The sequence below is a fragment of the Roseomonas haemaphysalidis genome, assembly GCF_017355405.1.
Taxonomy (GTDB): Bacteria; Pseudomonadota; Alphaproteobacteria; order Acetobacterales; family Acetobacteraceae; genus Pseudoroseomonas; species Pseudoroseomonas haemaphysalidis.
In genome coordinates this window covers 1,498,775-1,523,633 of record NZ_CP061177.1, presented here as the reverse complement: position 1 = coordinate 1,523,633, position 24,859 = coordinate 1,498,775, and the positions used below count along the sequence as shown (strand labels likewise).

General features: G+C 72.2%; 29 protein-coding genes and 1 tRNA gene. 13 read left to right on the top strand and 17 right to left on the bottom strand.

Features of this window, described 5'->3' with window-relative positions; all coding sequences use genetic code 11:
• Positions 1–197: 197 nt before the first annotated feature.
• The 5 genes from IAI59_RS07000 to IAI59_RS06980 all read left to right on the top strand — a co-directional run bounded on the left by IAI59_RS07000 (position 198) and on the right by IAI59_RS06980 (position 4,664).
• Positions 198–878, top strand: a complete 681-nt coding sequence (locus IAI59_RS07000) for a response regulator transcription factor (protein WP_207416960.1) — start codon at positions 198–200, stop codon at positions 876–878.
• Complete coding sequence (locus tag IAI59_RS06995; protein ID WP_237181208.1) at positions 875–2,356, top strand: sensor histidine kinase; 1,482 nt, start codon at positions 875–877, stop codon at positions 2,354–2,356. Before IAI59_RS07000 ends, IAI59_RS06995 begins: the two co-directional genes overlap by 4 nt.
• Positions 2,357–2,428: 72 nt before the next feature.
• The gene (locus tag IAI59_RS06990; protein WP_207416961.1) at positions 2,429–2,686 is read left to right on the top strand and encodes a hypothetical protein; all 258 of its coding nucleotides are present in this window, start codon (positions 2,429–2,431) and stop codon (positions 2,684–2,686) included.
• Between the two features lie 19 nt (positions 2,687–2,705).
• Complete coding sequence (locus IAI59_RS06985) at positions 2,706–3,875, top strand: YbfB/YjiJ family MFS transporter (RefSeq protein WP_207416962.1); 1,170 nt, start codon at positions 2,706–2,708, stop codon at positions 3,873–3,875.
• Between the two features lie 150 nt (positions 3,876–4,025).
• Positions 4,026–4,664 carry a PEP-CTERM sorting domain-containing protein gene (locus tag IAI59_RS06980; protein ID WP_207416964.1) on the top strand — a complete coding sequence of 213 codons (639 nt, stop codon included), beginning with the start codon at positions 4,026–4,028 and terminating at the stop codon, positions 4,662–4,664.
• A 36-nt stretch (positions 4,665–4,700) separates the two neighbouring features.
• On the opposite strand, the gene IAI59_RS06975 is transcribed toward IAI59_RS06980, so the two are convergent.
• The 6 genes from IAI59_RS06975 to pdxH all read right to left on the bottom strand — a co-directional run bounded on the left by IAI59_RS06975 (position 4,701) and on the right by pdxH (position 10,628).
• Positions 4,701–5,447: an ABC transporter ATP-binding protein gene (locus IAI59_RS06975; RefSeq protein WP_419556545.1), complete on the bottom strand. Its 747-nt coding sequence runs from the start codon at positions 5,445–5,447 to the stop codon at positions 4,701–4,703.
• The gene (locus IAI59_RS06970; protein ID WP_207416966.1) at positions 5,444–6,292 is read right to left on the bottom strand and encodes an ABC transporter ATP-binding protein; all 849 of its coding nucleotides are present in this window, start codon (positions 6,290–6,292) and stop codon (positions 5,444–5,446) included. Before IAI59_RS06970 ends, IAI59_RS06975 begins: the two co-directional genes overlap by 4 nt.
• The gene (locus tag IAI59_RS06965) at positions 6,289–7,197 is read right to left on the bottom strand and encodes an ABC transporter permease (protein WP_207416969.1); all 909 of its coding nucleotides are present in this window, start codon (positions 7,195–7,197) and stop codon (positions 6,289–6,291) included. Before IAI59_RS06965 ends, IAI59_RS06970 begins: the two co-directional genes overlap by 4 nt.
• Positions 7,198–7,200: 3 nt before the next feature.
• Entirely contained in the window at positions 7,201–8,307 is a 1,107-nt protein-coding gene (locus tag IAI59_RS06960; protein ID WP_207416971.1) for an ABC transporter permease, read from the bottom strand.
• 11 nt (positions 8,308–8,318) lie between these two features.
• The gene (locus tag IAI59_RS06955) at positions 8,319–9,920 is read right to left on the bottom strand and encodes an ABC transporter substrate-binding protein (RefSeq protein ID WP_207416973.1); all 1,602 of its coding nucleotides are present in this window, start codon (positions 9,918–9,920) and stop codon (positions 8,319–8,321) included.
• 111 nt (positions 9,921–10,031) lie between these two features.
• Complete coding sequence (gene pdxH / locus IAI59_RS06950; RefSeq protein WP_207416974.1) at positions 10,032–10,628, bottom strand: pyridoxamine 5'-phosphate oxidase; 597 nt, start codon at positions 10,626–10,628, stop codon at positions 10,032–10,034.
• 170 nt (positions 10,629–10,798) lie between these two features.
• On the opposite strand from pdxH, the gene fabI reads away from it, so the two are divergent.
• Positions 10,799–11,647, top strand: a complete 849-nt coding sequence (gene fabI / locus IAI59_RS06945; RefSeq protein WP_207416975.1) for an enoyl-ACP reductase FabI — start codon at positions 10,799–10,801, stop codon at positions 11,645–11,647.
• Positions 11,648–11,741: 94 nt separating this feature from the next.
• Positions 11,742–11,939, top strand: coding sequence for a hypothetical protein (locus tag IAI59_RS06940; protein WP_207416976.1), 198 nt, complete (start codon positions 11,742–11,744; stop codon positions 11,937–11,939).
• Between the two features lie 37 nt (positions 11,940–11,976).
• Here the strand turns inward: IAI59_RS06940 and IAI59_RS06935 are convergent, their stop codons facing one another.
• The 4 genes from IAI59_RS06935 to IAI59_RS06920 form a co-directional block, all read right to left on the bottom strand.
• The gene (locus IAI59_RS06935; protein WP_207416977.1) at positions 11,977–13,059 is read right to left on the bottom strand and encodes a hypothetical protein; all 1,083 of its coding nucleotides are present in this window, start codon (positions 13,057–13,059) and stop codon (positions 11,977–11,979) included.
• Positions 13,056–14,213, bottom strand: a complete 1,158-nt coding sequence (locus IAI59_RS06930; RefSeq protein ID WP_207416978.1) for an FAD-dependent oxidoreductase — start codon at positions 14,211–14,213, stop codon at positions 13,056–13,058. The genes IAI59_RS06935 and IAI59_RS06930 overlap by 4 nt, the downstream gene beginning before the upstream one ends.
• Before the next feature lie 89 nt (positions 14,214–14,302).
• Positions 14,303–15,157, bottom strand: coding sequence for an aldose epimerase family protein (locus tag IAI59_RS06925; protein ID WP_237180643.1), 855 nt, complete (start codon positions 15,155–15,157; stop codon positions 14,303–14,305).
• Complete coding sequence (locus IAI59_RS06920; RefSeq protein WP_207416979.1) at positions 15,154–16,005, bottom strand: NAD-dependent epimerase/dehydratase family protein; 852 nt, start codon at positions 16,003–16,005, stop codon at positions 15,154–15,156. The genes IAI59_RS06925 and IAI59_RS06920 overlap by 4 nt, the downstream gene beginning before the upstream one ends.
• A gap of 300 nt (positions 16,006–16,305) precedes the next feature.
• Between IAI59_RS06920 and IAI59_RS06915 the strand changes: the two genes are divergently transcribed.
• From IAI59_RS06915 to IAI59_RS06900, 4 genes are all read left to right on the top strand, one after another.
• Positions 16,306–17,667, top strand: coding sequence for an amidase (locus tag IAI59_RS06915; protein ID WP_207416981.1), 1,362 nt, complete (start codon positions 16,306–16,308; stop codon positions 17,665–17,667).
• A 60-nt stretch (positions 17,668–17,727) separates the two neighbouring features.
• Positions 17,728–17,804 (top strand) — tRNA-Arg (locus IAI59_RS06910).
• Positions 17,805–17,840: 36 nt separating this feature from the next.
• Positions 17,841–18,074, top strand: a complete 234-nt coding sequence (locus IAI59_RS06905) for a hypothetical protein (RefSeq protein WP_207416983.1) — start codon at positions 17,841–17,843, stop codon at positions 18,072–18,074.
• Between the two features lie 116 nt (positions 18,075–18,190).
• On the top strand, positions 18,191–18,739 hold the full coding sequence (locus IAI59_RS06900; RefSeq protein ID WP_207416985.1) for a hypothetical protein: 549 nt from the start codon (positions 18,191–18,193) through the stop codon (positions 18,737–18,739).
• A gap of 26 nt (positions 18,740–18,765) precedes the next feature.
• Here the strand turns inward: IAI59_RS06900 and IAI59_RS06895 are convergent, their stop codons facing one another.
• Both IAI59_RS06895 and IAI59_RS06890 read right to left on the bottom strand, forming a co-directional pair.
• Positions 18,766–19,494 (bottom strand): DUF1028 domain-containing protein, encoded by a 729-nt coding sequence (locus tag IAI59_RS06895; protein ID WP_207416987.1) that lies wholly within the window; start codon positions 19,492–19,494, stop codon positions 18,766–18,768.
• Positions 19,491–20,048, bottom strand: a complete 558-nt coding sequence (locus IAI59_RS06890; protein ID WP_207416989.1) for a metallophosphoesterase — start codon at positions 20,046–20,048, stop codon at positions 19,491–19,493. The genes IAI59_RS06895 and IAI59_RS06890 overlap by 4 nt, the downstream gene beginning before the upstream one ends.
• 569 nt (positions 20,049–20,617) lie before the next feature.
• Here IAI59_RS06890 and IAI59_RS06885 point away from each other — a divergent pair.
• Complete coding sequence (locus IAI59_RS06885; RefSeq protein ID WP_207416991.1) at positions 20,618–20,803, top strand: hypothetical protein; 186 nt, start codon at positions 20,618–20,620, stop codon at positions 20,801–20,803.
• A gap of 222 nt (positions 20,804–21,025) precedes the next feature.
• The gene (locus IAI59_RS06880; protein ID WP_207416993.1) at positions 21,026–21,184 is read left to right on the top strand and encodes a hypothetical protein; all 159 of its coding nucleotides are present in this window, start codon (positions 21,026–21,028) and stop codon (positions 21,182–21,184) included.
• Between the two features lie 10 nt (positions 21,185–21,194).
• On the opposite strand, the gene IAI59_RS06875 is transcribed toward IAI59_RS06880, so the two are convergent.
• Genes IAI59_RS06875 through cyoC form a run of 5 tightly spaced genes read right to left on the bottom strand, consistent with a single transcriptional unit; the run spans position 21,195 to position 24,857 of the window.
• Positions 21,195–21,728, bottom strand: a complete 534-nt coding sequence (locus tag IAI59_RS06875; RefSeq protein ID WP_207416994.1) for a response regulator transcription factor — start codon at positions 21,726–21,728, stop codon at positions 21,195–21,197.
• Positions 21,718–23,019 (bottom strand): ATP-binding protein, encoded by a 1,302-nt coding sequence (locus IAI59_RS06870; RefSeq protein WP_207416995.1) that lies wholly within the window; start codon positions 23,017–23,019, stop codon positions 21,718–21,720. The genes IAI59_RS06875 and IAI59_RS06870 overlap by 11 nt, the downstream gene beginning before the upstream one ends.
• A 29-nt stretch (positions 23,020–23,048) precedes the next feature.
• Positions 23,049–23,804, bottom strand: coding sequence for an SURF1 family protein (locus IAI59_RS06865; RefSeq protein ID WP_336512471.1), 756 nt, complete (start codon positions 23,802–23,804; stop codon positions 23,049–23,051).
• A gap of 10 nt (positions 23,805–23,814) precedes the next feature.
• Positions 23,815–24,213 (bottom strand): cytochrome o ubiquinol oxidase subunit IV, encoded by a 399-nt coding sequence (gene cyoD, locus IAI59_RS06860; RefSeq protein WP_207416996.1) that lies wholly within the window; start codon positions 24,211–24,213, stop codon positions 23,815–23,817.
• Positions 24,210–24,857 carry a cytochrome o ubiquinol oxidase subunit III gene (gene cyoC, locus IAI59_RS06855; protein ID WP_207416997.1) on the bottom strand — a complete coding sequence of 216 codons (648 nt, stop codon included), beginning with the start codon at positions 24,855–24,857 and terminating at the stop codon, positions 24,210–24,212. Before cyoC ends, cyoD begins: the two co-directional genes overlap by 4 nt.
• Between the last annotated feature and the right edge of the window lie 2 nt (positions 24,858–24,859).

Sequence of the window (24,859 nt, the reverse complement as noted above, 5' to 3'; positions counted from 1 at the left end):
CTCCACCGCCCAGGGCCAGTGGCCGGGTCCGGCGGGCGATGCGCCGCCGCGGCCTGTCTCGTTCCCGCCCCGCCAGCCATGTCTCTGGTGCAGTTCCGCGCCTGGGGCTATGGGCTGGCGCGTTTCCGCACGGCGCGCCATCCTGCCGTCAGAAAGCCGGCGCGCCGCGCCTTGAGACCCCGAGGAGTTCAGCACCCATGCGCATCCTGCTGGTGGAAGACGATGCCGAGGTCGGCCGCTTCGTCAAGAAGGGGCTCCAGGAGGCCGGCCACACGGTCGAGCACGTGGGGAACGGGCGCGAAGGCCTGTTCATGGCGGCCAGCGAGAACTTCGACCTGCTGGTGCTGGACCGCATGCTGCCGGGCGGCATCGATGGCGTGAAGCTGGTGGAAACGCTGCGCACCCAGGGCAACCACACGCCGGTGATCTTTCTGTCGGCGCTGGCGGGGGTGGATGAGCGGGTCAAGGGGCTCAAGGCCGGCGGCGACGACTACTTGGTCAAGCCATTCGCCTTTGCCGAGCTGCTGGCACGGGTCGAGGCGCTCGGCCGCCGCCCGGCGGTGGACGCGCCCGCCACCCGCCTCAAGGTCGCGGATCTGGAGCTCGACCTGCTGTCGCGCACCGTGACGCGCGCCGGCAAGCGGATCGACGTGCAGCCCCGCGAGTTCCGGCTGCTGGAGCACCTGATGCGCCATGCCGGCCAAGTGGTCACCCGCACCATGCTGCTGGAAAAGGTCTGGGACTACCACTTCGACCCGCAAACCAATGTCATCGACGTGCACGTGTCGCGCCTGCGGCAGAAGCTGGACAAGGGCTTCGACAAGCCGTTGATCCACACGGTGCGTAACGCCGGCTACATGATCCGCGCCGAGCCGTGAGTCCCCCGCCGCACCCGCGGCACACCCCCGTGGCGCACCCGCGGCACGATGCCACGCGGCCGGCGGGGCTGGCCCACCGGCGCTCGCGGCAAACGCCGGGGGCGCTGTGGCAGCTGCTGGCCTCGGCCAGCTTCCGCTTCGCGCTGTTTTTCGCGCTCCTGTTCCTGCTGGCCGGCCTGGCCTTCAGCGGCGTGCTCTGGTGGGGCACCGCCGGCGCGCTGGAGCGGCAGATCGATGCCGCCATCCGCGCGGATTCCGTGGGACTGGCCGAGCGCTGGCGCGACGGCGGCGACCCGGCGGTGGTGGATGCCATCGGCGAGCGGCTGGCGCTGGATGCCGAGGACCAGACCCTCTACCTGCTGCTCGACCCCGCCCGCCGGCGCCTGGCCGGCAACCTGGAGCGGCTGCCCGACGTCTATGAGGCCAACGCCCAGTGGTATGGCATGACCGTGGAGCGGGACGGCGTGCAAAGCGAGGCGCGGCTGCTGGTGCAGACCCTGCCGGACAACTCGCTGCTCGCCGTCGGCCGCGACATCAGCGAGAAGATCCGCCTGCGCGAGCTGCTGACCGAGGGGCTGGCCTGGGCGGCCGGCGTGGCCATCATCCTGGCCTTCCTCGGCGCCTGGATGCTGCGGCGCGCCCTGCAGGAGCGGCTCGCGCCCGCCACCGCGACCGCGGCCCTGATCGCCGGCGGCGACCTGTCGCCGCGCGTGCCGCTGTCCGGCCACGACGACGAGTTCGAGCAGCTGGGGCGGAGCATGAACACCATGCTGGACCGCATCGCCCACCTGATGGAAGGCGTGCGCGGGGTGTCAGACGCCATCGCCCACGACCTGCGCACGCCGATCGCCCGTGCCCGCTCGCGGCTGGAGGAGTCGCTGGAAAGCTCGGACGACCCGGTGGCGCTGAAGGGCGCGCTGGAGCGCGGCATCGCCGACCTGGACAACGTCACCCGCGTGTTCCAGGCGGTGCTGCGCATCGCCGAGGTCGAGGCCGGCGCGCGCCGCGCCGCCTTCGCGCCGCTCGACCTCGTGCCCCTGCTGGCCGATGCCGCCGAGCTGTACGGGGCCAATGCCGAGGAAAAGGCGCAGACCCTGGCCACGGACTGGCCGGACTCGCTGCCGCTGACCGGCGACCGCGACCTGCTGCTGCAGGCAGTGGCCAACCTGCTGGACAACGCCGTGAAGTTCACCGGGCCGGGCGGCACCATCCGGCTCCAAGCCGGCTGGGAAGGCGACGCGGTGCTGCTGCGCGTGTGCGACGAGGGGCCCGGCCTGTCGCCCGAGGACCGCGCGCGGGTGGGCGAGCGCTTTTTCCGCGCCGACCAGTCGCGCAACACCCCGGGCTCCGGGCTTGGCCTTTCGCTGGTGCGCGCGGTGGTGACGCTGCATCGCGGCACGCTGTGGTTCGAGGACGGCCACGAGGCCGGCCCGGGCCGCCCCGGGCTGGCCGTCTGCATCCGCCTGCCCACGGCATGACGGGGCAGCGCATGACCGGCCTGTCACCCCTGTGCCACGCGCCCGCAGGGCGGGATGGTGCAGGATACGGCCATGCTGCCACGCCTGTTGCTGTCCTCGGCCTTGATCGCCTTTCCCGGGGTGCCCCGCCCCACGGCCGAGGTGCGGACCGTGCCGCAGGGCCGCGAATATTGCGAGGAGCTGTCCGCCCGCCTGGCCCCGCTGCCCGGCGCGGCGCAGGAGCCGGCCCGCAGCCTGGCCGAGGAAGGCATGACGATGTGCCGCGAAGGCCATGTGCGCACCGGCGTGGCCCGCCTGCGCCGCGCCCTGCGCACCGCCCAGGGGCGCTGAGCCCGGCGGCGGCCGGCTGATGCGCGCCCGCGCCGCGGCGCTCGCCGCCCCCCTGGCGGCCGGTGCCAGCCTGTTGTCCGGCATCGGGCTGGCCCGCTTCGGCTACGTGCCGCTGTTTCCCGCCATGGTCGCCGCCGGCTGGGTGGGCGGCGGCGGTGCCGGCATGCTGGGGGCCTGCAACTTCACCGGCTACCTGCTGGGCGCCCTGGGCGGCCGCACCCTGGGGCGGCGGCTCGGCGTGCCGGCGGCCATGGACCTCGGCATGGCGCTGGTGGTGCTGTCGTTTCTGGCCTGCGCCTGGCAGGGCGGGCTGGGCTGGCTCGCCCTGTGGCGCACCGTGGCGGGGCTGGCGGGCGGCCTGCTGATGGCGCTGGCCGGCCCCGCCGCCCAGGCCGTGGTGCCGCCGGCCCGCCGGGCGCTGGCCGGTGGCGTGCTGACCTCCGGCGTCGGCTGCGGCGTGGTGGTGGGGGCGCTGGCGGTGCCGGCGCTGCTGGCCGGCGGCGGCGTCACCCTCGCGTGGCTGGGGCTGGGGGTGCTGGCCGCCCTGGCCTGGCTGCTGGCCCGCCCGCGCTGGCCGGACCCGCCGCCCGAAACCCTGGCCCTGCCACGTGGCCTGCGGGTGCCGCCCAGCGTCGCCCTGTTGCTGGCCTATGCCCTGTCGGCCGCCGGCATGGTGGCGCCCATGGTGTATTCCGCCGATCTGGCGGTGCGCGGTCACGGCGCCGGTCCGGCGATGGTGTCGCTGCTGTGGGTGCTGTTCGGCGTCGGTGGCTTTCTGGGCACGCTGAGCGCCGGCGCCGTGGCGGGGCGGATCGGCGCCATGCCGGCCATGGCCCTCTGGCTGCTGGTGCAGGTCGCGGCGCTGTCGGCCGCCCTGGTGCCGCCGGGCCTGGGCGATGCCGCTATCCTCGTCGCCGCGCCGCTGTCCGGCTTCGCCGGCATCGGCATCAGCGCCGTGGCGCTGGCCGGCACGCGGGAAGCGGCGGGCGCGGCCTCGGGGGCGTTGTGGGTGCGGGCGACGGCGGTCTACGCGCTGTCCCAGGCCGGCTTCGGCTTCGCCCTGGCGGCATTGTTCCGCTGGAGCGGCGAATCCCACGCGGCGGTGTTCGGCGCGGGGCTGGGCTTCTCGGTGGCCGGGCTGCTGGTGGCGGGGGCGTGCGCGGCGTGGGGACGGCGGTCGAGCCGCTGAAGCCGACGCTCTGGGAACAGCAACCCAAGTTGCGCGAATTTACATGTCGTGCCGCGCGATCATAAGTTGAGCGACAAGGCCTTCAAACGGAACAACTTTTTTCACGGCATGAAACTTGCTATTTCCCAGGCACCACCGGGAAACGCCGCCATGAAATCCGCGCTCGCCGCCAGCCTGCTCGCACTGACCGCCGTCCTGGCCAGCCCCGCGAAGGCGGACGTGATCTACAGCTTTGTCCAGACCTCTCCTACCTGGACCAGCCCCGGCAGTCCCTATGCGTCGACCGATACGATCGGTGTGGTGACGTCCATGACCCTGGTGATCAGCGACCAGGCGGCACAGAACGGCTTCTCGGTGCGGGCTTCGAGCGGTGGGGGCGCTAGCGTGGCGCAAACGGACGGCGTGCTCGGCCTGTTCGTCAGCGTCTTCAACGGGCCTTTCCCCAATGGCTCCCTGCGCTACACCCTGGCAGACTTCACCTACGAGGACCCGCGCCAGCCGAGCAGCAGCCCGGTCTTCCGCCTCAGCCTCGCCGCCGCCGCGGGGGGCATGCTGAACGGCACTGTCGCCTTCAACAACACCAGCGACGAAGCGCGCCTCGCCTTCGACGGCACTTCCGTGGTGCAGGGCACGTTCAACAGCGATGGCGCCGGTGCCTGCTGGTATGGCGGCTGCACCTTCAGCGGCGTGCAGCAGCGGCTCGCCACCACGGTGCCGGAGCCGGCGTCGCTCGCCGTGTTCGGCGTCGCCCTGGGCGGGCTGGCCCTCGCCCGGCGCCGCCGGGCCTGACGCGGCAGGGGCGCCCCGGAAGGCGCCCCCGACCTTCTACCCTTCCAGCTCGTGCGACAGCGCGATCAGGTCGCGCGTATGGGCATGCGTCGCCTGTCCGTCGCGCAATTGCTGCTCGGACAGGATCTCGACGATCCGCCCGCCCTGCATCACCGCCAGCCGCCCGCACAGATGCCCCACCACCGCGAGGTTGTGCGACACCAGGATGCAGGTGAGCTGCCGCGCTTCCCGCAGGTCGGCCAGCAGGTTCAGCACCTCCGCCTGCACGGACACGTCCAGCGCGCTGGTCGGCTCGTCCAGCAGCAGCACGGAGGGATCGGCGATCAGCGCGCGGGCGATCGCCACGCGCTGCCGCTGGCCACCCGAAAGCTGGTGCGGAAAGCGGAAGCGCGCGGTGCGCGGCAGCGCCACCTCCTCCAGCGCGCGGGTGATGCGCGTTTCGGCATCGGCGATGCCGTGCACCGCCAGCGGCTCGGACAGGATGCGGTCCACCGTCTGGCGCGGGTGCAGCGAGCCGTAGGGGTCCTGGAACACCATCTGCACGCGCTTGAAGAAGGCGCGGTCGCGCTTGTGGCCCAGCTTCTCGCCATTGATGGCGAGCTCGCCGTCCCAGCTGTCCACCAGCCCGGCCAGGCAGCGCAGCACGGTGGACTTGCCCGAGCCGCTTTCGCCGACCAGCCCGAAGGTCTCGCCCGGCGCGATGGCGAAGCCGACGTCGTGCACCACGTGGTTGGAGCCGAAATGCACGTTGAGGCGCTTGGCCTCGATCATGGGCGTGCTCAACGGTGCTGCTCCAGCCAGCTCGGGTCGCGTGTCAGCGTGGGCAGCCGCGCCCGCTTCTGCGACAGGGCGGGCATGCAGTCCAGCAGGCCACGGGTATAGGGGTGCTCGGCGCGGTGCAGGTCGCGCGCCGGCAGGGTTTCCATCACCTGGCCGGCATACATCACCGCCACGCGGTCGCAGAAGCGGCCGACCAGCGGCAGGTCGTGGCTGATCAGCATCAGCCCCATGCCGCGCTCGGACACCAGGTTCTCGATCAGCGACAAGATCTCGGCCTGCACGGAAGCGTCCAGCGCGCTGGTCGGCTCGTCGGCGATCAGCATGTCCGGGTCGGGCGCCAGCATCATCGCGATCATGATGCGCTGGCCCATGCCGCCCGAGACTTCGTGCGGATAGGCATCCAGCACGCGGCCGGGGTCGCGGATGCGCACCTGTTCCAGCAGCGTCGCCGCCGCGTCGCGCGCTTCGCGGGCGCCGCCCTTATGGTGCGCGCGCCAGGCTTCCGCGATCTGCCGGCCTACCGTCATCACCGGGTTCAGGCTGTATTTCGGGTCCTGCAGGATCAGCCCGATGCGGCCGCCGCGCAGCCGGCGCATCTCACGCTCCGAGGCCGCCAGCACGTCGATGCCGTCGAACACCAGCCGCTCGGCCCGCACCTTCGCGGCCTCCGGCAGCAGGCGCATCAGCGCGCGGCCGGTGACCGATTTGCCGGAGCCGCTCTCGCCCACGATGCCGAGCTTCTCGCGGCCGAGGGAGAGCGAGACGCCGCGCACCGCCGGGTTGTAGCCGCCCGCGCTGTTCGGGAAGTCGACCCGAAGGTCCTTGATGTCTACGAGAAGGTCGCTCATCGCTGCTTCGGGTCCAGCACGTCGCGCAGGCCGTCGCCCAGCAGGTTGAAGGCGAGGCTCGCCGTGAAGATGGCGATGCCCGGGATCACCGGCACCCACCACTGCTCCAGGATGAAGCGCCGCGCCGTCGCGATCATGGTGCCCCATTCCGGGATGGGCGGCTGCGCGCCAAGGCCGAGAAAGCCCAGGCCCGCCGCCGTCAGGATGATCGACGACATGTCCAGCGTCACGCGCACGGTCAGCGATGGCATGCACATCGGCGTCACGTGGCGCAGGATGATGCGCCACGGGCTGGCGCCGGTCATGCGCACGGCGGCGATGAAGTCGGTGTTGCGGATGGTCAGCGTCTCGGCCCGCGCCAGCCGCGCATAGGGCGGCCAGGCGGTGAGCGCGATGGCGATGACCGCGCTTTCCACCCCCGGCTTCATGGCGGCCACGAAGGCCAGCGCCAGGATGAGGCGCGGAAAGGCCAGGAACACGTCCGTCACGCGCATCAGCAGCTTGTCGACGATGCCGCCGGCATAGCCCGCCACGCAACCGACGATCAGCCCCAGCGGCGCCACCAGGATGACGACGGCCACCACCATGCCGAGCGTGACGCGGCCGCCATACAGCAGGCGGGACCAGGTGTCGCGCCCCAGCTCGTCCGTGCCCAGCCAGTGGGCGGCGGAAGGCGGCTGCAGGCGGTCGGCCAGCGACTGCACGCCGGGGTCGTGGGTGGCGAGCACGGGCGCCAGCAGCGCCAGCGCCAGCATCACCAGGATGACGGCCAGGCCGGCCACGGCCAGCCCGTTGCGGCGGAACGCCAGCCAGGTCTGGTAGCGCCGGCCCCAGCGCGCCTGGGCGCGGGAAGTGGGCGTGTCGGACAGCAGCCAGTCGCGGCGGCTCACAGTGGTATCGCTCATGCGTCAGGTCACCCGCGGGTCCAGCAGCCGGTAGAGCGCGTCCGCCAACAGGTTCAGCGCCACGTAGATCAGCCCCACCACCAGGGTGGCGCCCAGCACCGCGTTCATGTCCGCGTTCAGCAGCGACACGGTGAGATACTGGCCGAGGCCGGGCCAGGAGAAGATGGTCTCGGTCAGCACTGCGCCTTCCAGCAGCCCGGCATAGGTCATGGCCAGCACGGTCACCAGCGGCACGGTGATGTTGCCGAAGGCGTGGCGCCACACGATGCGGGCGTTGGACAGGCCCTTGGCCCGGGCGGTGGTGACGTATTCGCTTTTCAGCTCGGCCAGCATGAAGGCGCGCGTCATGCGGGCGATGTAGGCGAGCGAGAAGAAGGCCAGCACGCCGGCCGGCTGCGCCAGATGCGCCAGCGCGTCCCAGAAGGCGCCCCAGTCGCCGGCCAGGAGGCTGTCGACGGTGAGAATCCCGCTGCGCTCGTCCACCATGCCCTCGAAGTAGATGGACTGCCGCCCCGGGCCGGGTGCCCAGCCGAGCTTGGCGTAGAACAGCAGGAGCGACAGCAGGCCCAGCACGAAGACCGGCAGCGAATGGCCGGCCAGGCAGAACAGCCGCACCGCCTGGTCCTGCCACTTGCCCTGCTTGGTCGCCGCCCAGACGCCGAGCGGCACGCCGATCACCACGGCGACGATGATCGCCACCGTGGCCAGCTCGAAGGTCGCGGGGAAGTAGCGGGCGATGTCGTCGGTGACGGAATTGGAGGTCATCACCGAGCGGCCGAGGTCGCCGTGCAGGATCTGCCCGAGATAGCGCCAGAACTGCACGTAGAGCGGCTGGTCCAGCCCGAGGTCGAGGCGCGCGCGCTCCACCACGTCCGCCGGCGCGCGGTCGCCGACGATGGCGAGGACGGGGTCGATCGGCACCACCCGGCCAATAAAGAAGGTGACCAGTGCCAGCCCAAACAGCGTGATCGGCACGCTGGCGAGCGTGGACAAGGTGCCGCGCAGGCGCAGCCAGGCTTTCGAGCGCCTGGGCCGCCGCACAACCGGTGCGGCGGCCTGTTCGCCCTCAGGCGGCAGCAGTTCCGCCTGAAGTTCCCCATCGGATCGCATAAAGAGAATACTCAGCCCTTGGAAATGTTGACGTAGGAATGGCGGTCGTTCATCGGCCCCATGTCGAAGCCGCGCACGCCGGGGCGGGACACCGAAACCTCGATCTCCTGCAGCATGATGACGAAGGGCGACACCTGCTGGTGCTCCTTCTGGATGTCCTGGTACATCTGCGCGCGGGTGCCGGCGTCGGTTTGCTTGAGGGCTTCCACCGTCTTGGCCGACAGCTCCGGAATCAGCCAGGAGGCGCGCCAGGCGAGCGTCTTGTTGCGCGCCTCGTCGCCGTTGTCGGTGTTGATGGAGAAAGCCTCGGCGTTGCTGTTGGGGTCGAAGTAGTCCGAGCCCCAGCGCACCATGGCGATGTCATGCGTGCGGGCGCGGGTCTTGGTGATCACCGCGCGCTGCTCGCCCGGCAGCATCTTCAGGCGGATGCCGACCTCGGCGAGGTTGGACTGGATGGCCTGGGCGATGTCCGAATACGGCGCGGCCGAGGTGTAGTCGAACGACAGCTCGAAGCCGTCCGGCACGCCGGCCTTGGCCAGCGCGGCCTTGGCGGCGGCGACGTCCTTCTGGAAGGGCGTGTCGGTCAGCGCGCCGGGCAGGCCGGCCGGCACCATCGCCTGGTGCACGTTGAAGGTGGTCGGCACGATGTTCTTCTGGATGCCGGCGTAGTCGATCGCCATCTTGATGGCCTGCCGCACCTCGGGCTTGGCGAGGTTGGGGTTCTTCTGGTTGAGCGACAGGTACAGCAGGCTGGCCTTGCGGGCGGACTGCACCTCGTAGGAGGTGTCCTTGCTCAGCGTCGCGATCTGGTCGGCCACCAGGTTGCGGGCGATGTCGAAATCGCCCTTCTGCAGGCCGAGCAACTGCGCCGAGGGGTCGGCCACGTGGCGCATGATGATGCGCTTGACCTTGGGGGGCTCGCTGGCATGCGGGTTGGCGTCCAGCATCACGCTGTCGCTGGCGCGCCAGGAGCGCACGGCGTAGTGGCCCGAGCCCGCCGAATTCTGCTTCAGCCAGGCATTGCCCAGGTCGTCGCCCTTGGCATTGGCCATCACCGCCGCCTTTTCCACCACCGAGCCGACGGCGGCGGACAGGCAGTACAGCAGGAAGGAGGGCGCCGTCGGCTCGCCGGTGGTCAGCACCACCGTGCGCGGGTCGGTGGCGCGGATGCGCTCGGCCACGTTGTCCTTGGTGAAGCCGAACTGGTTGACGATAAAGGCCGGCGGCTTGTTCAGGATCACGGCGCGGGACAGCGAGAAGGCCACGTCCTCGGCCGTCACCGGCTTGCCGGAGGCGAATTTCGGCCCGTCCTTCAAGGTGAAGGTGAAGGTCTTGTTGTCGTCGGAGGCGGTCCACTTCTCCGCCAGCTCGCCGCGGATCTCGGACGGGCTGCTGTTCGGGGTGGTCACCAGCTTCTGGTACACGTTGCCGGCGATCTCGGTGGCCGTGTACTCGAACATCTCATGCGGATCGAGCGAGATGATGTCGTCGATCTGCTTGGCGAAGACCAGCACGCCCGGCGGCGTCTGCGCGCGCGCGGCGGAGGTGGCCAGGGCGGCCGGGGCCAGGGCAGCGGCGCTGGACGCGAGCAGCAGCGAACGGCGAGACAACATGGAGGGAAACCCTTCTGCGGATCGCCCTCGATACACCAACGGCCAGGGGCGGCGCCAGAAGCGGGAATGCCGGGCCGGGCCGGGGGAGCCATTCCCCCCGGCCCTGTCCCGTCAGGGATACAAGGTTTCGGACGTCCAGCCCCCGCCCGCCGCCGCGTGGAACACCCGCCGATCGTGCAGCCGGAACGGCATGTCCCGCCAGAACTCGATGCGCGACGGCAGCACGCGGAACCCGCCCCAGTGCGGCGGGCGGGGCACATCCTCGCCCGGAAAGCGGGCCTCGGTATCGGCCACCGCCTGTTCCAGCTCGGCGCGGGAGCCGAGGTGGTGCGACTGGTCGGAAGCCCAGGCCCCGATGCGCGAGCGGCGCGGGCGCGTCGCGTAGTACTCGTCCGACTCAGCGGCCGAGACCTGTTCCACCAAGCCTTCCACCCGCACGGCGCGGCGCAGCGACTTCCAGTGGAAGTTCAGGCTGGCGCGGGGGTTGGCCAGCAGTTGCCCGCCCTTGCGGCTGTTGTGGTTGGTGAAGAACACGAAGCCGCGGGGGTCCAGCCCCTTCAGCAGCACCATGCGCGCGGTGGGGAAGCCGTCCGGCGTGCTGGTCGCCAGGCACATGGCGTTGGGGTCGTTCGGCTCGGACTGCTCGGCCTCCGCCAGCCAGGCGGAGAAGAGCGCGAAGGGCTCGGTATCGGGGGTGGGTTCGGTCATGCGCTCTCCGCCTTTGCTGCCAGCCGGTGCCGCGGCGTGCTCTTGCCCAGGCGGCGGGGGTGTGCCACCACGCCCAGACCCTTGCAACGCCACGCCCGGGCCGGGGGCCACACGCGCCCCGGGCCATGCTGCCTTTCCCTGCCCTTCAACGGAACCGGTCTCGCCTGAACATGGAAGCTGCCTCGCAAACGAACACCCCCGGGCCCGCCACCGGCACGCTGATGGCGGGCAAGCGCGGGTTGATCATGGGCGTCGCCAACGACCGCTCCATCGCCTGGGGCATCGCCCGCGCCGTGGCCGCCCAGGGGGCGGAGGTGGCCTTCACCTACCAGGGCGAAGCGCTGGAGAAGCGCGTGCGCCCGCTGGCGGAAAGCCTGGGCAGCGACATCGTGCTACCCTGCGACGTGACGGACGAGAGCAGTATCGACGCGGTGTTCGAGACGCTGGAACAGCGCTGGGGCAAGCTGGACTTCCTGGTCCACGCCATCGGCTTCGCCGACAAGCAGTTCCTGCGCGGCCGCTACATGGATACCCCGCGCGAGGCCTTTCTGCAGGCGCTCGACATCTCCTGCTATTCCTTCGTATCCGTGTCCCGCCGCGCCGCGGCGCTGATGAGCGAGGGCGGCAGCCTGCTGACGCTGACCTATCTGGGCGCCGAACGTGTCACGCCGCATTATAACGTGATGGGCGTGGCCAAGGCGGCGCTGGAAGCCAGCGTGCGCTACATGGCGGTGGACGTGGGCGCGCGCGGCATCCGGGTGAATGCCATCTCCGCCGGGCCGATCAAGACGCTGGCGGCCAGCGGCATCGGCGACTTCCGCTACATCCTGAAGTGGAACCAGTACAACGCGCCGCTGAAGCGCAACACGACCATCGAGGATGTCGGCGGCGCTGGCGTCTATCTGTTGTCCGACCTCGGCGCCGGCGTGACCGGCGAGGTGCACCATGTGGACAGCGGCTACCACGTGGTCGGCATGAAGGCCGAGGACGCGCCGGATATCGTTGTCGGCCGCGACTGAGCATCGCCGGCCGGCGGTGCAACCGCCCGGCCGGCCCGCCGGTTCTCCCTGTTCAGGGCGGCACCCCATGCCGCCGGAACACAGGAGCACCGCCATGGACCGCGACCCCAGCGTCAACGACAGCCGCCCCGACGCCGAGGACACCGACGAGGTCGCCGCCGGCTCCGTCGAGAACCCGATCCCGCCGGGCGAGCCGCAGCCGGGCGACGCCAACGAGATGGCCTCGCTGCATGGCGGGCCGGTGGACGTGGCGCCCGGCCACAAGCGCAAGCCCAGCCAGCAGGGCGAATAACCTCGGCGGCGGGGGGGTCCCCTCCCCCGCCCGGCGGTCATGGCATGCGCTGCACCTCGATCAGCATGCGCCCGGCGTCGGCATACAGCCGGTAGGACAGCGTCACCGCGCCGCCGTCCGTTTCCGCATCCACCAGGCATTGCGGCACGGGCGCCATGAAGGGCTGCAGCCGCTGGAACTCGGCCCGCAGCGCCGGCGTGGCGCCATAAGCCTCCGTGATGACGTCTGAATAAGGCCGTGGCCGCAGCATCTGGCGGATGCGCGCGCCCCGCGACACGCCGGGCGTCCCCTGAAAGGTAAACGCGACGTCCTGCAGCAGGGCGGGGTCGGCGCAGTCGATGGCCGTGGCGGCGGGCTGCCGCGCGGGCTCGGGCGGCGGCGCAGGCTGCGGTGGGGCAGGTGGGCGCGGCACGGCGGGTGCCGCCGGCGGCAGGGCCGGTGCCGTGGCGCGCAATTGGTTCAAGACATTGAGCATGAGCTGCAGGTTGCGGGCGTTGTCCACGTTCTCCGCCTGGCATTCCCGGGCCCGGCGCATCAGCGCGGCGAAATCGGGCTGCGACCAGCGGTCCAGCGCCAGGCCGAAGGGCGCATCGCCCACCCCCCAGCCCTGCCCCCGCAAAGCGGTGCTGCCAACCGTGGCGCAGGGCGCCGTGGCCAGCCGCGCCGCCATGGATGCCACGGCCACCGCCGCCGGGGCCGGTCGGGGCGCCGGTGCCTCGGCCGGCACCGGCGGAGGCACCGGCGCGGGCGCGGCGGCGGGCGGCGCCGGCGGCGGCGGCATGGTCGCCGGCAGGGCCGCCAGGGCTGCGCGCAGCCAGGCGGTGCGCTCGGCATAGGCGATGTCCAGGCAATCCGGGCGCATGGCGGGGGCGCACATGCGGTCGCGCCGGCGCAGCCAGTCCTGCTGCTGCGCCGCCGCTTCCGGCGCGCGCTGCCGCCAGTCCGCCACCAGGGAAGCCAGGGCCAGGTCGGCTGCCTGCAAGGCCGGGCTGGCGCATACCGCACGCTCGGCGTCCGAGCCCGGGCGGCGGCAATCCGCTACCGCGCCGTCCGGCGTGGCGGCCGCCAGCGCCGGGCCGGCCGCCAGCGACAGCAGCAGTGTCCCGGCCGCTAGCCTCATGCCGGCATGGCGGCGCGGCAGCAGTCCGGCAGCATGCCCGGCGGCGGCGGGGCCTGCCCGGCCGCCCAGCGCGGCAGCGCGGCGGCCAGCGCGGCATCACCCGCCGCCGCGGCCACCGCCAGCCCCAGCACGGCGCCGAACTTGAAGCCATGGCCGGAAAAGCCGCTCATCACGATGGCCCGGTCGCCCAGCGGGCGGACCACGAAGCGCTCGGCCTCCTCCACGTCGTAGTAGCAGGCGCGGGCGCCCAGCACGCGGTAGCCCGCGGCATCGGCCAGGCGCGGGCGCGCCAGGGCCAGGATCGCCTCGGCCTCGGCGGGCGTGGCGGCGCGGCTGTCCTGTTCCGCGTCGCCCCGGCGGGAAAAGCGGTGGTCGCCGATCTTCAGCGCCGTGCCCGCCACCGGCGGCACCGCGTAGAAGCCGCCATCGGGCGACAGGTCCAGAAGCATGGGGGCGGCTGCCCAGGCGGCGCGGTGCGCCGCCGGCGGCTCCAGGTCCACGACGATCTGGCGGGACGCCACCACCTCGCCCCGCAGTTCCGGCAACAGGCGCGGCGCCCAGGGGCCGGCGGCCAGCACCAGCCAATCCGCCTGCCGCGTGCCGCCACCGTCCAGCACCAGCGCGGCGCGCGCGGGGTCCACCCGGGCGGCGCGCCCCTGCTCGAACCGCACGCCGCGCGCGGCGAGATGGCGGGCCAGCGCGGCGACGACCGGCCGGGCCAGCAGCACGCCGCCGGGGCGCGTGGCCAGGGCATCCACGACGCCGGCATCGCGCAGCATGGGAAAGCGGGCGGGGATGGCGGCGGGGGGCAGGTCCTCCACCGCGTGGCCGGCGGCGCGCAGCGTGGCGCGGCTGTCGGCCAGCCAGCCGCCGGCGGCCGAGGCCAGGGCCAGCACGCCGGTCGGCACGAAATGGCTTTCGCCCAGCTCCGCCCACAACAGGTCCCAGGCGGCGAAGCCGGCATCCACCATGCGCTGGTAGCCGGCCTCGGCGCCGTAGGCATGGCGGATCAGCCGGTGCGCATCGACGCTGGAGCCGCGCGGGTTGGGCACCGCGTCCTGCTCCAGGACGGTGACGGACCATCCGGCACGGGTCAGCCCCCAGGCGGTGCAAAGGCCCATGATCCCGGCCCCGAGGACAAGCGCGTTCGGCATGCGGCAAAATGGCCGGGCGGATGCGCGCGACGCAAGGCCACGGACAGCGAAGGCTCCCGGCCCATCGTTTGCCGCGGGTCGCCGGGCCGCTACCGCACCAGCAGTTCCAGGCTGCCTTCCATCGCCTCGCCCGGCGCCAGCACCTGCATGGCGCCATAGGAAGCCAGCGCCGGCGTGTTGATGACGTTGGGCACGTGGCTCACCGGTTCCATGCACACCACCTCGCGGTGGTCGTCCGGCACGAAGACCTGCAGGTTGCGCGCCCAGGCGCCGCTGGCCCGCAGCGTCACCGTCAGGTCCGGCCGGTGCAGCACCGCCACGCCGTCCCATCCCGCGAAATGCCCGTCCAGCCCCATCAGCTCGGCCACCGCGGAGTCCAGGCCGCTACTCGGCTCGGCGGCCACCGGCAATTCGCGCTCGCCCTTCACCATGCGCGCGGCGGCTGCGAAGCGCAGGCTGCAGCCAGGTGGGCGGGCGAACCAGGGGTGCCAGCCGAAGCCCATCGGGCACGGCGCGCCGCCGGTGTTTTCCAGCCGCAGCCGCATGCGCAGTGCGTCGTCGGCCAGGCGCAGCTCCAGCCGGGCGGCATAGTCGAAGGGGCTGTGTTGCAGCCGCTGCAGCAGCACCGCGTGGTCGGCGCCGGCGAGCTCGACCGTCCAGGGCGCCTCGCGGCCCAGGCCGTGCAGGGCGTTGCCCTCGTCAGGGCGGTTGATGGGCAGGCGGTAGTCCGTGCCGCCAACGGGAAAGCGGCCACCGTCCAGGCGGTTGGTCCAGGGCAGCATCCAGAAGGCGCCGGCGCTGCTGCGCAGGGGGTCGCGGCCATCCAGCGGCTCCAGCACCGCGCGGTGGCGGTGTTCCAGCGCGGCAAAGGCGGCGCCGTGCGCGGGGCGCAGCACGGCGCGCCAGTCGCCGGCCCGCAGTTCCAGCCCGTCCGGTGGCATCATGCCTCGTCATCCAGCGCGAAGGCGTCGGCGGGGCTCGGCCGGTCGCGGCTGTAGCCGACGGCGCAATAGCCACCGCCCTGGTAGCGCTCGGTCACGGGATTGCCGGAGGTCAGCCCGCCCACCTTGCCGCGGAACGCCTCGGCGCTGTCCTGCGGCGCCCAGCCGATGCGGTCGCGGTGGTCCTCGCCCCAGAAGGTGTCCGGGTTGTCGCTGGCACCCCAGACCACGGCGTGGCCGACGCGCTCCGCCCCGATAAAGCGGTCGCACAACCGCGACAGGTCGCCAAAGGACAGCCAGGTGGCCAGCATCCGCGCGTCGATCGGCTCAGGAAAGGAGGAGCCGATGCGGACGTTGAGGTTCTCCACCCCGTGTTTGTCCCAGTACATGCGCCCCATCAGTTCGCCATAGGCCTTGGACAGGCCGTAGAAGCTGTCCGGCCGAAAGGCGCAGTCGGCGTCCAGCCTGGCCGCGTTGCCGGCCGGGCGCTCGTGGAAGCCGATGGAATGGTTGGAGGAAGCGAACAGCACCCGCGCGCCTTCGCGCCGCGCCGCCTCGTACACATGGTACAGACCGCGGATGTTGGGGCCGATCACCGTTTCGAACGGCTGGTCCGTGGAGGCACCGCCGAAGTGCAGGATGGCACCGCAGCCTTCCGCCAGCCGCAGGATGGTGGGGCCGTCGTTCAGGTCGGCGCGGGTGAACTCGGCGCCTGCCGGCAGCTCGTCCGGAAAGGCCGTCAGGTCGGTCAGCCGCAGCCGGTGGCCCATGGCGCCCAGTTCCCGCGCCAGCACACGGCCCAGATTGCCGGAAGCGCCGGTCAGCAGAACAGGCTTGGAAGCAGCGGTCATGCGCGGAAGATCCTTGGACAGCAGGGTGGCCGGGGTTTGCCCCCCGGCGTTGCCGCAGCCTGCCCGGCGGCGGGGCGGGCCGCAAGGTGGCGCGGCGCCGGGCCGGGGGCCCGGATTCCCGCCAGATGGCACGCCGCGCGGGACGCCTGCCCGCGCCCTGTTTCCCGTGCAGGGAGCAAGCCCGGCCTTTGTCCTGGCCCGGCTCCGCCTGCCTGGCCGGCGGAAAAGCGGGCTTCCCGGGTTGCGGCCCGTCCCCCCTGCCCGCAGCATCCGCCGACCGTTCACCGAGGACTGCTCCCGATGCCGCACGCCCCCTCCTCGCTCGCCGCCGCGCGGGCCGATCTCGCCGCCGGCCGCACCACGGCCGTGGCGCTGGCCGAGGCCGCGCTGGCCCGCATCGCCGATCCGGCCGGCGAGGGTTCGCGCACCTTTGTCGACGTGCAGGCCGAACAGGCACTGGCCAGCGCGCGGGCGATGGACGCGCTGCGCGCCGCCGGCCGCGCCCCTTCCCCCTGGGCCGGCATCCCGATCTCGGTGAAGGACCTGTTCGACCAGGAGGGGGTGCCCACCCGCGCCGGCTCCGTGGCGCTGCGGAACGCGCCGCCGGCGGCGGCCACCGCGCCCGCCGTGGCGCGGCTGCAGCGCGCCGGCTTCGTGGTGCTGGGGCGCACCAACATGGTGGAGTTCGCCTATACCGGCCTGGGCGTGAACCCGCATTTCGGCACCCCCCGCTCGCCCTGGGACCGTGCCACGGGGCGGCTGCCGGGCGGCTCCTCGTCCGGCGCGGGCGTGGCGGTGGCGGATGGCATGGGCCTGGCCGCGCTGGGCTCGGACACCGGTGGCTCCTGCCGCATCCCGGCCGCGCTGTGCGGCGTGGTGGGCTACAAGCCGACCGCAAAGCGCGTGCCGCTGGATGGCGTGCTGCCGCTGTCGCCCTCGCTCGACAGCATCGGGCCGCTGGCCAACACCGCCGGCTGCTGCGCCGTGCTGCACGGCTTGATGGCTGGCGCCGAGGCGGCCGAGCCGCCCGCCCCCGGGGGCCTGTCCGGGCTGCGCTTCGGCGTGCCGGAGGGCAGCTACCTGTTTGACGGGCTGGACCCCGTGGTGGCGGCGGCCTTTGAGCGCGCGCTGGCGCGCCTCGCGGCCGCGGGCGCCGTGGTGGAGCGCTTCAGCATGCCGGAGCTGGCCGAGATCCCGCGCGCCAACGCCACGGGCGGCCTGGTGGCGCCAGAGGCCTTCGCCTGGCACGGGCCGCTGATGGAGCGCGCGGGCGGGGAATACGACCCGCGCGTGATCGCCCGCATCCGCCGCGGCGCCGGCATGACGGCGGGCGAATACGTGACGCTGCGGAGCGAGCGTGCCCGCATCACGGCCGCCGCCGGGACGCGCACCGCGCCTTATGACGCCGTGCTGTGCCCCACCGTGGCGCTGCCCCCGCCACCGCTGGCGGCGGTGGAGGACGAGGCGGAATACGCCCGCATCAACCTGCTGCTGCTGCGCAACACGGCGGCCTTCAACTTCCTGGACCGCTGTTCCATCAGCCTGCCCTGCCACCGCCCGGGCGAGGCGCCGGTGGGACTGATGCTGAGCGGCGCGCATGACGCGGACGCCGCGTTGCTGGCCGCCGCCGTGGCGGTGGAAAAGGCGCTGGCCGACCGTTGATCGGCCGGTTTTCGGGGCTTCCCCGGCGCGGGGCGAACCGCTAAAGGGAAGCCCTGGCCGGGACCCGTAGCTCAGCTGGATAGAGCGCTGCCCTCCGAAGGCAGAGGTCGAAGGTTCGAATCCTTTCGGGTCCGCCAGTTTCCCCAGCCTGTTTCCGCGCTAAGACACCACCCATGCAAACCCGCCTGTGGTCCCTCGGTGTCTTTCTGGTCGCGATCGGCATCGCCGCGCATGTGGTGGGGTGGGACACGCTGCTGTGGATCCCGCGCACCATCCTGGATTCCCTGATCTGGGTGCCCGCCGCGCTGATCGACACCATCACGACCTCGCCCGCCACCTTCGGCGTCATCGCCCTGGGCGTGGCGCTGATGATCGTGGCGCGGCTGCGCGGTCACCGGCGGGACTGAACCGCCGCGTCCGGGCGGCGTCCAGGCGGCGCGGCGCCGTTGTCTTATTCCTGCCCGGTTTGGCGGCTCGGCTGTCGGCTCGCCCCCTCCCGGGGGGCGGGAACAGGGAGGCCGGAATGCGTGCCCTCATGCTTTGCGCCCTGCTCGCCGGCGGCCTGCCGCTGCCGCACGGGCCCGCCATCGCCCAAACCACCCGGCCCGTGCCGGAGCGCGCCACGCCGGGGCAGCCGTTGCCCCGGCTGGTGATCGGCGCCCCCGGGCGTTGCGAGATGAGCGTCAACCGGGACCCCCGCCCCTGCTCCAGCGGGCTGGTGTATGTGCTGCACCAGGACGGCAGCATCCTGTTGTCCGTGCAATCCGGGCGGGACGTCACCATCGGCTTCGAGGCGCAGCGGGACGAGCAGCCGAGGCCGGAGGACTACACCATGGTCCTGTCGCGCATGCACACCTCCGTGTCCGGCCGCAGCGCCGCCAAGGAGGTGACCGGCACCTGCCGCATTGCCATGAGCACGGACGGGCAGGTCTGGCAGCGCGCCACCTGCCAGGCGACCGACCGCAGCGGGCTGGTGACGGTGGTGACCTTCACCGGCGACGGCCGGCCCGTCTCGGCGGCACGTCCCGGCGAGGACGCGCCCCGTGGCGAGGCGCCGCCATCCAAGCGGTGAAGGCCGGGCGGCGTCGCGCGCCTGCCTCAGCCGGGTTCGTCGCCGAAGCGCAGATCCAGTCCCCGCGCCGCCCAGGCCGCCTGCGTCGCCGCCCGGTCCACCGTGCCGGACGGGTCGGCCCGGCGCGGTGCCGTAGGCAGCGACGGCGCGCGCTCGCGCCGCCAGATGCCCACCAGGCGGCGCAACTCGTCCAGCGGCGCGGCATGGTCGTCCACCCGCAGGTCGAGGTCGGGGAAGTCCTCGCTGGAAATCAGCTTCATGGCGGCTGACTGACGGCCGCGGCGGTCGCCGCCGGCGGCTTCGCCGGCATCCATGGCGCGCATCATCCGCTCCGGCAGCGGCGATCCGGCATCGGCCAGCAAACTGTCCAGGGTGCGCGCCACCACATCCGGCCCGGCCAGCATGTTGCCGGCGACGCTGATGCCGGGCGCCGCCAAGCTGCCCGCCCAGACCACGCAGGAAGCGCCGGTCCAGGCGGCGGCGCGGCCATGCCGGTCGATGGCATGCACCTGCCGGTAGGCGCGGTTGCTATCGCCCGCCAGCGCCGCCTCGATCGCCGCGTCCGGCGGCAGGCCGCGCGCCATGGCGTCCAGCACCGCAGGGCCAAGGTAGCGGTTGGTGAAGGATTGGGTGGACACCGCACCCACCCCCGGCCGCAGGTAGGGGCAGGACGCGCCGACGGCGAAGGCGCAGGTGGCGACGGCGACGCCAAAGGCGCCGGTTTCGGGGTCATGGGTCAGGATCGACCAGGTCATGGGGCGGGGTCCTCGTGCGGGGGCTCCGAAGCTGTCGCGCGAAGCCGGGGCGCGCGCAAGCGGGTGGCGGCCAGCAGCTCCGCCAGCGCCACCGGCCGGAAGCCCCGCGGGTCGACACCGACGTCGAACTGGCGCGGCATGGGGGCAAGGCGGCCATGGCTGTGGCCATGCAGGTTGATCCAGCCGCGCGCCATGTTGCGCCAGGACCGGAACGCGTAATGGCACAGCACCAGCGGCTGGCTGTCCACCACCAGCTCGGCATAGCTGGCGGTGCTGTGCCAGCCGGGCAACGCCGCCGTCGCCGCGCTGTCGTTGTTGCCGAGGATCAGGTGCTTGCGGCCGTGCAGCCTGGCCAGCAGCGCCGCCTGCGCCGCGGGCTTGGGCCCGATGGCGAAGTCGCCCAGGTGCCAGACCTCGTCCTGCGGCCCCACCACGGCGTTCCAGCCGCGTTCCAGGGCCGCGTCCATCTCGCCGATGGAGCCGAACGGGCGCCGGTACAGGCCGCGCGCCCCGCCATGGCCGAAATGCGTGTCGGCGGTGAAGAAGGTGGCCATGCCGCTTGCGCCCCGGACAGCCGCCGGGCTGTCAAAATTTATTTACAGGCCCGGCCCTGCATGCGTTGGAGAAACGCACGCACGGGCTGGGGTTGCCGCCTGGATCATTGGCCTCCATGCCGCGTCCCTCCTGTTATCCGGGCTGGCGGAGCGGGGCCAGCTTGTGGTGCGGCCATCCCCGCCCCGATGCCCTGCGGAAGCCCCGCGCCACCTCGCCTGCGGTGCATGGCAACCGACCCCGGAGCCAGGCCTCGCCGTGTTGCACGCATGCCGGCCGGCGCCGGCGCGATCACGATGCTCCGGCAGCACGGCCTTGCGCTGTGGTGGTAGCGGTGAAGGCCCTGGCGAGCCGGACGGCGCACCCTCCCGGTGGTGACCGAAGCCCGGCATGGCGCAAGCGGCCTCGACGGCGCGGGGGGCGGACGGTAGTCTCATGGCCCGGAAGCGGTTTTCGGCCGGCCCGGACCGGCCGCCGCGCCGCAGGCGGCCCAGACGGCGCACCCGCCACAGCGCCGGGTCGCGCCCCGGCGCCGCCGCGGCCCCACTCAACCAGCGACAAGGAATCGCCCATGCGCAAGCCGAACTACAATTTCGAACGCGCCCAGCGCGATGGCGCCAAGCGCGCGAAGGCGGAAGCCAAGGCGCAGAAGAAGGCTGCCGAAAAGGAACAGGCCGCCCTCGATGCCGGCGAGGTCCGCCCGGACGCCGGCGAGGACGACACGGCCGAGGCCGCCCCGGACACCGCCGAGAAGTGACCAGCCATCCCCGCCGGGGCTTGCCCCCGGCGGCGGCGCTGCAATGGCGAACGCCCGTCTAGCACAAGCTGGGCCAAATTGACCTGCGCCTCAGTCGATAACGCAAATTTGTTGACAGAATTGCGCAGAGCGAGAAAGATGTTCCTGTCGCGGATATGGTTCCACGACGACCCGCCCTCTCGCTCGGACACGCTCCATGGCCATGTCGGTTGGTTCACTCGCATGACGGATCTGATCAGCTTCGCGGAGCCCGCCATGGTCGTCCTGAAAGCCTGGCTCGTGCTGTCGGTGCCCGCCGCCGCGCTGGCCTGCTGGCTGTTCCACAACGCCGACCCGCGCAACGAGGCCAGCCTGACGGTGCGCGGACGGCCGGCCGCCTGAGCCGGCGCCGCTAGCGCACCTGCTGCTTGTCCAGCTTGCGGGCCAGGGTGCGGCGGTGCATGCCGAGCCGCCGCGCGGCCTCGGAGATGTTGAAGCCGGTTTCCGCCAGCACCTGGTGGATGCGTTCCCATTCCAGGGTCTTGATGGAGGTGGCGCGCTGCGTCAGCGGCGTGTCCACCTCGCCCGCCACATGGCCGAAGGCGGCCTCGATGTCGTCCGTGTTCGATGGCTTGGCGAGGTAGTGGCAGGCGCCGAGCTTGATCGCCTCCACCGCCGTGGCGATGGACGCGAAGCCGGTCAGCACCACGATCAGCATGGCGGGCTCGCGCGCGTGCAGCGCCTGCACGCAGGCGAGGCCGGAGGCACCGGCCAGCTTCAGGTCCACCACAGCGTATTGCGGCACCCGCTCCGCGATCAGTGCCTGCATCTCCTCCAGCCCCGCCGCCGCCATGACGGTGTAGCCGCGCCGCTCAAAGGAGCGGCACAGGGTGCGGGAAAAGCTGGCGTCGTCCTCGACCACCAGCAGCAGGCGCTCATCGTCCATCGCGATCTTCCCCATCCAGCGCCAGCGACGCCAGCGGCAGCGTGACGGTGACCATCGCCCCGCCTTCCGGCCGGTTGCGCGCGGCGACGCTCCCCCCCAGCTTGCGCACCACGTTGTGCACCAGAAACAGCCCCAGCCCGCCGCCCTGCCGCCCCTTGCTGGACTGGTAGGGCCTGCCGAGCTCGCGCAGCATGTCGGGCGCGAAGCCCGGCCCATGGTCGCTGACTTCCAGAACCAACTCCGCGTCGCGCCGCGTGGCCCGCAGCCGCAGATGCGCCGGCGAAACCTCCTGCGCATTGTCCAGGATGTTGGCCAGCACCTGCTCCAGCGCCGGGTCGGCGACGATCGGCAGGTCGTCGCCGAAGCGGTTCTCGTAGACCAGCCCCGTGGCGGTGCGGCTGGCACGCCAGTCCTCCACCGCGCCATCCAGAAAGGCGTGCACGCTGGACACCTCCGGCGCCTCGCCCCGCACCTCGCCGGCGGACAGCAGGATGCCGGTGACGATCGCCTTGCAGCGCTGGATGGCGGCCTGCATCTCGTCCATCTCCTGCGCCAGGTCCGGCATGGCGCGCAGCTGCGGCATCCGCCGCCAGTCGCCCAGGATCACCGATACGGTGGCCAGCGGCGTGCCCAGCTCATGCGCCGCGCCGGATGCCAGCAGACCCATGCGGACGATGTGGTCCTCCTCCACCGCCTGCTGGCGCATCTGCGCCAGGTCGGCATCATGGGCCCGCAGGTTGCCGCTGATGCGGGTGACGAACATCACCAGCAGCGTGGCATCCAGCACAAAGCAGGCCAGCATGCCCATCAGGTGCAGCTGGAACAGCCGCTCGTGCAGCGGCGGCGGCAGCACCAGGGGGCGGTAGTCCAGCGTCAGCCCCAGGCAGCACAGCGCGGTGATGGCCACCATCGCCCAGGCCCAGCGCACTTCCAGCAGAATGGCCGCCAGCGTCACCTGCAGCAGGTAGAGCGAAACAAAGGGGTTGGTCGCGCCGCCGCTGAGGTAGAGCTGCACCGTCAGCACCGCGACGTCGAGCAGCAGGCCCAGAAACAGTTCGGTCGGGCCGATGGCGGCGCGCAGCCGCAGCCGCAGCATGGACAGGAGGTTGATGGCCACCAGCGTGACCAGCATCGCCGCCATCTCGCGCAGCGGCAGCGGGATGCCGAAGCCGAGCTGCACCGTGCCGATGGTCAGCACCTGCCCCACCACCGCGATCCAGCGCAGCTGCACCAGCTGCAGCAGGTTCTTGCCGGCCGTGGCCTCGCCCGGCAGGGCCCATGAAGCTGCCATCGCCCTCCCCCATCCGGCGTCGGGCAGGCTCAGCGCCGCGCGGCGGCCCGGCGGCGTGCCCGCCATTCCTCGCGCATCACGTAGCAGATGGCACCGGCCAGCATCAGCGCCAGACCATACCATGTCAGCGCGTAAACCAGATGGCTGTTGGGAAAGCTCACGACCGTCAGCCCGCCGACCGGCAGGGGGGCCGCGCCGGGCACCGCCTCGGCATCGATGAAGTAGGGTGCCACCTCCCCGAGCCCGCGCTTGGCCGCGATGGCCGCCACGTCGCGCGAATGCCAGCGGTCGGCCGCCGGGTCGTTGGAGCGCAGAAAGCCGCCGCCGGGCTCGGTCACGCGCAGGAGGCCGGTGACGCGGCGCTGCGCCAAGCCAGGGTCGCGGCTGCCCGGGTCGCGGCGTTCGCCGGGCACGAAGCCGCGGTTGACCAGCACGGTGAAGCCGCCATCGGTCCGGAACGGCGCCAGCACCCAGAAGCCGCCGCCCAGCGCGGTGGTAGCCTGCACCAACGTGTCCTGGCCCGGCAGAAAGGCGCCGGTGGCCGTGACATGGCGGTACTCGTCCCCGGCCGCAGTCAGGGCGGGCCAGTCGGCCGGGCCCGGCGCGGGCGCCGCCGGCGCGTGGATGCGGGCATCCACGCGCGCGATCAGGTCCAGCTTCCAGGCGCGCCGCTCCACCTGCCAGGTGCCCAGCGCCAGCAGGGCCATGAATGCCAGCAGCGCCAGGGTTCCCAGCACCGCCAGCTTGCGCGGCGAGGACGGCGCCGCCACCGGCTCGGCCGTCACCGCGCTGGCCTCAGGGCATCTGCCGCATGTCGTGCATGCCGGGCATCATGTTGGTGTTCAGGTGGTACATGACCCACAGCGAGCCGGCGAGCATGATGACCACCAGCACGGCGGTGAACACCAGCGCCAGCATGTTCCAGCCCGCCTCGGAATGCGTGTTCATGTGCAGAAAGAAGATCATGTGCACCACGATCTGCACCACCGCGAAGCCCATCACCGCGAAGGCGGTGAGCCGCGAGGAGCCCAGCACGTCGCCCCCCACCAGCCAGAACGGGATGGCGGTCAGCACGACGGACAGCAGGAAGCCCGCCACATAGCCCTTCAGCGAGCCGTGCGCGCCGTCCTCCACATCGTCATGGGCGTGGCCGTGGTCGTGGTCGTGGGCGGCGGCATGCGGTTGCGCGCTCATGGCAGCATCCCCATCAGGTAGACATAGGAGAAGACGGCGATCCAGATGACGTCCAGGAAGTGCCAGAACAGGCTGAGGCACATCAGCCGGCGGCGGTTCTCCGGCACCAGCCCGCGCTGCACCACCTGCACCATCAGCACCACCAGCCAGATCGCACCGAAGGCGACGTGCAGGGCATGGGTGCCGACCAGGGTGAAGAAGGCGGACAGAAAGGCGCTGCGGCTCGGCACCGCGCCCTCGTGGATCAGGTGGTTGAACTCATAGGCGGTGCAGCCGAGGAAGCCGAGGCCGAACAGCCCCGTCACCGCCAGCCACAGCAGCGTCGCGCCCTTGCGGCCCCGCGCCATGCTCAGCATGGCGAAGCCGTAGGTGATGGAGGAGAACAGCAGCATCGCGGTGCTGAGCGCCACCAGGTTCAGGTCGAACAGGTCGGCCGGGCCGGGGCCGGCCGCATAATTGCGGCCAACCACGCCATAGGTCGCGAACAGCACCGCGAAGATCAGGCAGTCGCTCATCAGGTAGATCCAGAACCCGAGCAGGGTTCCGGAGCCGGGGTTCACGTGGTGGTCGGCCGTGTAGAAGACCAGGTCTTCCTGCGACACGGGCTCGGCCAGCGGGCCGGCGTGGGGGGCCTGGATGGACATCC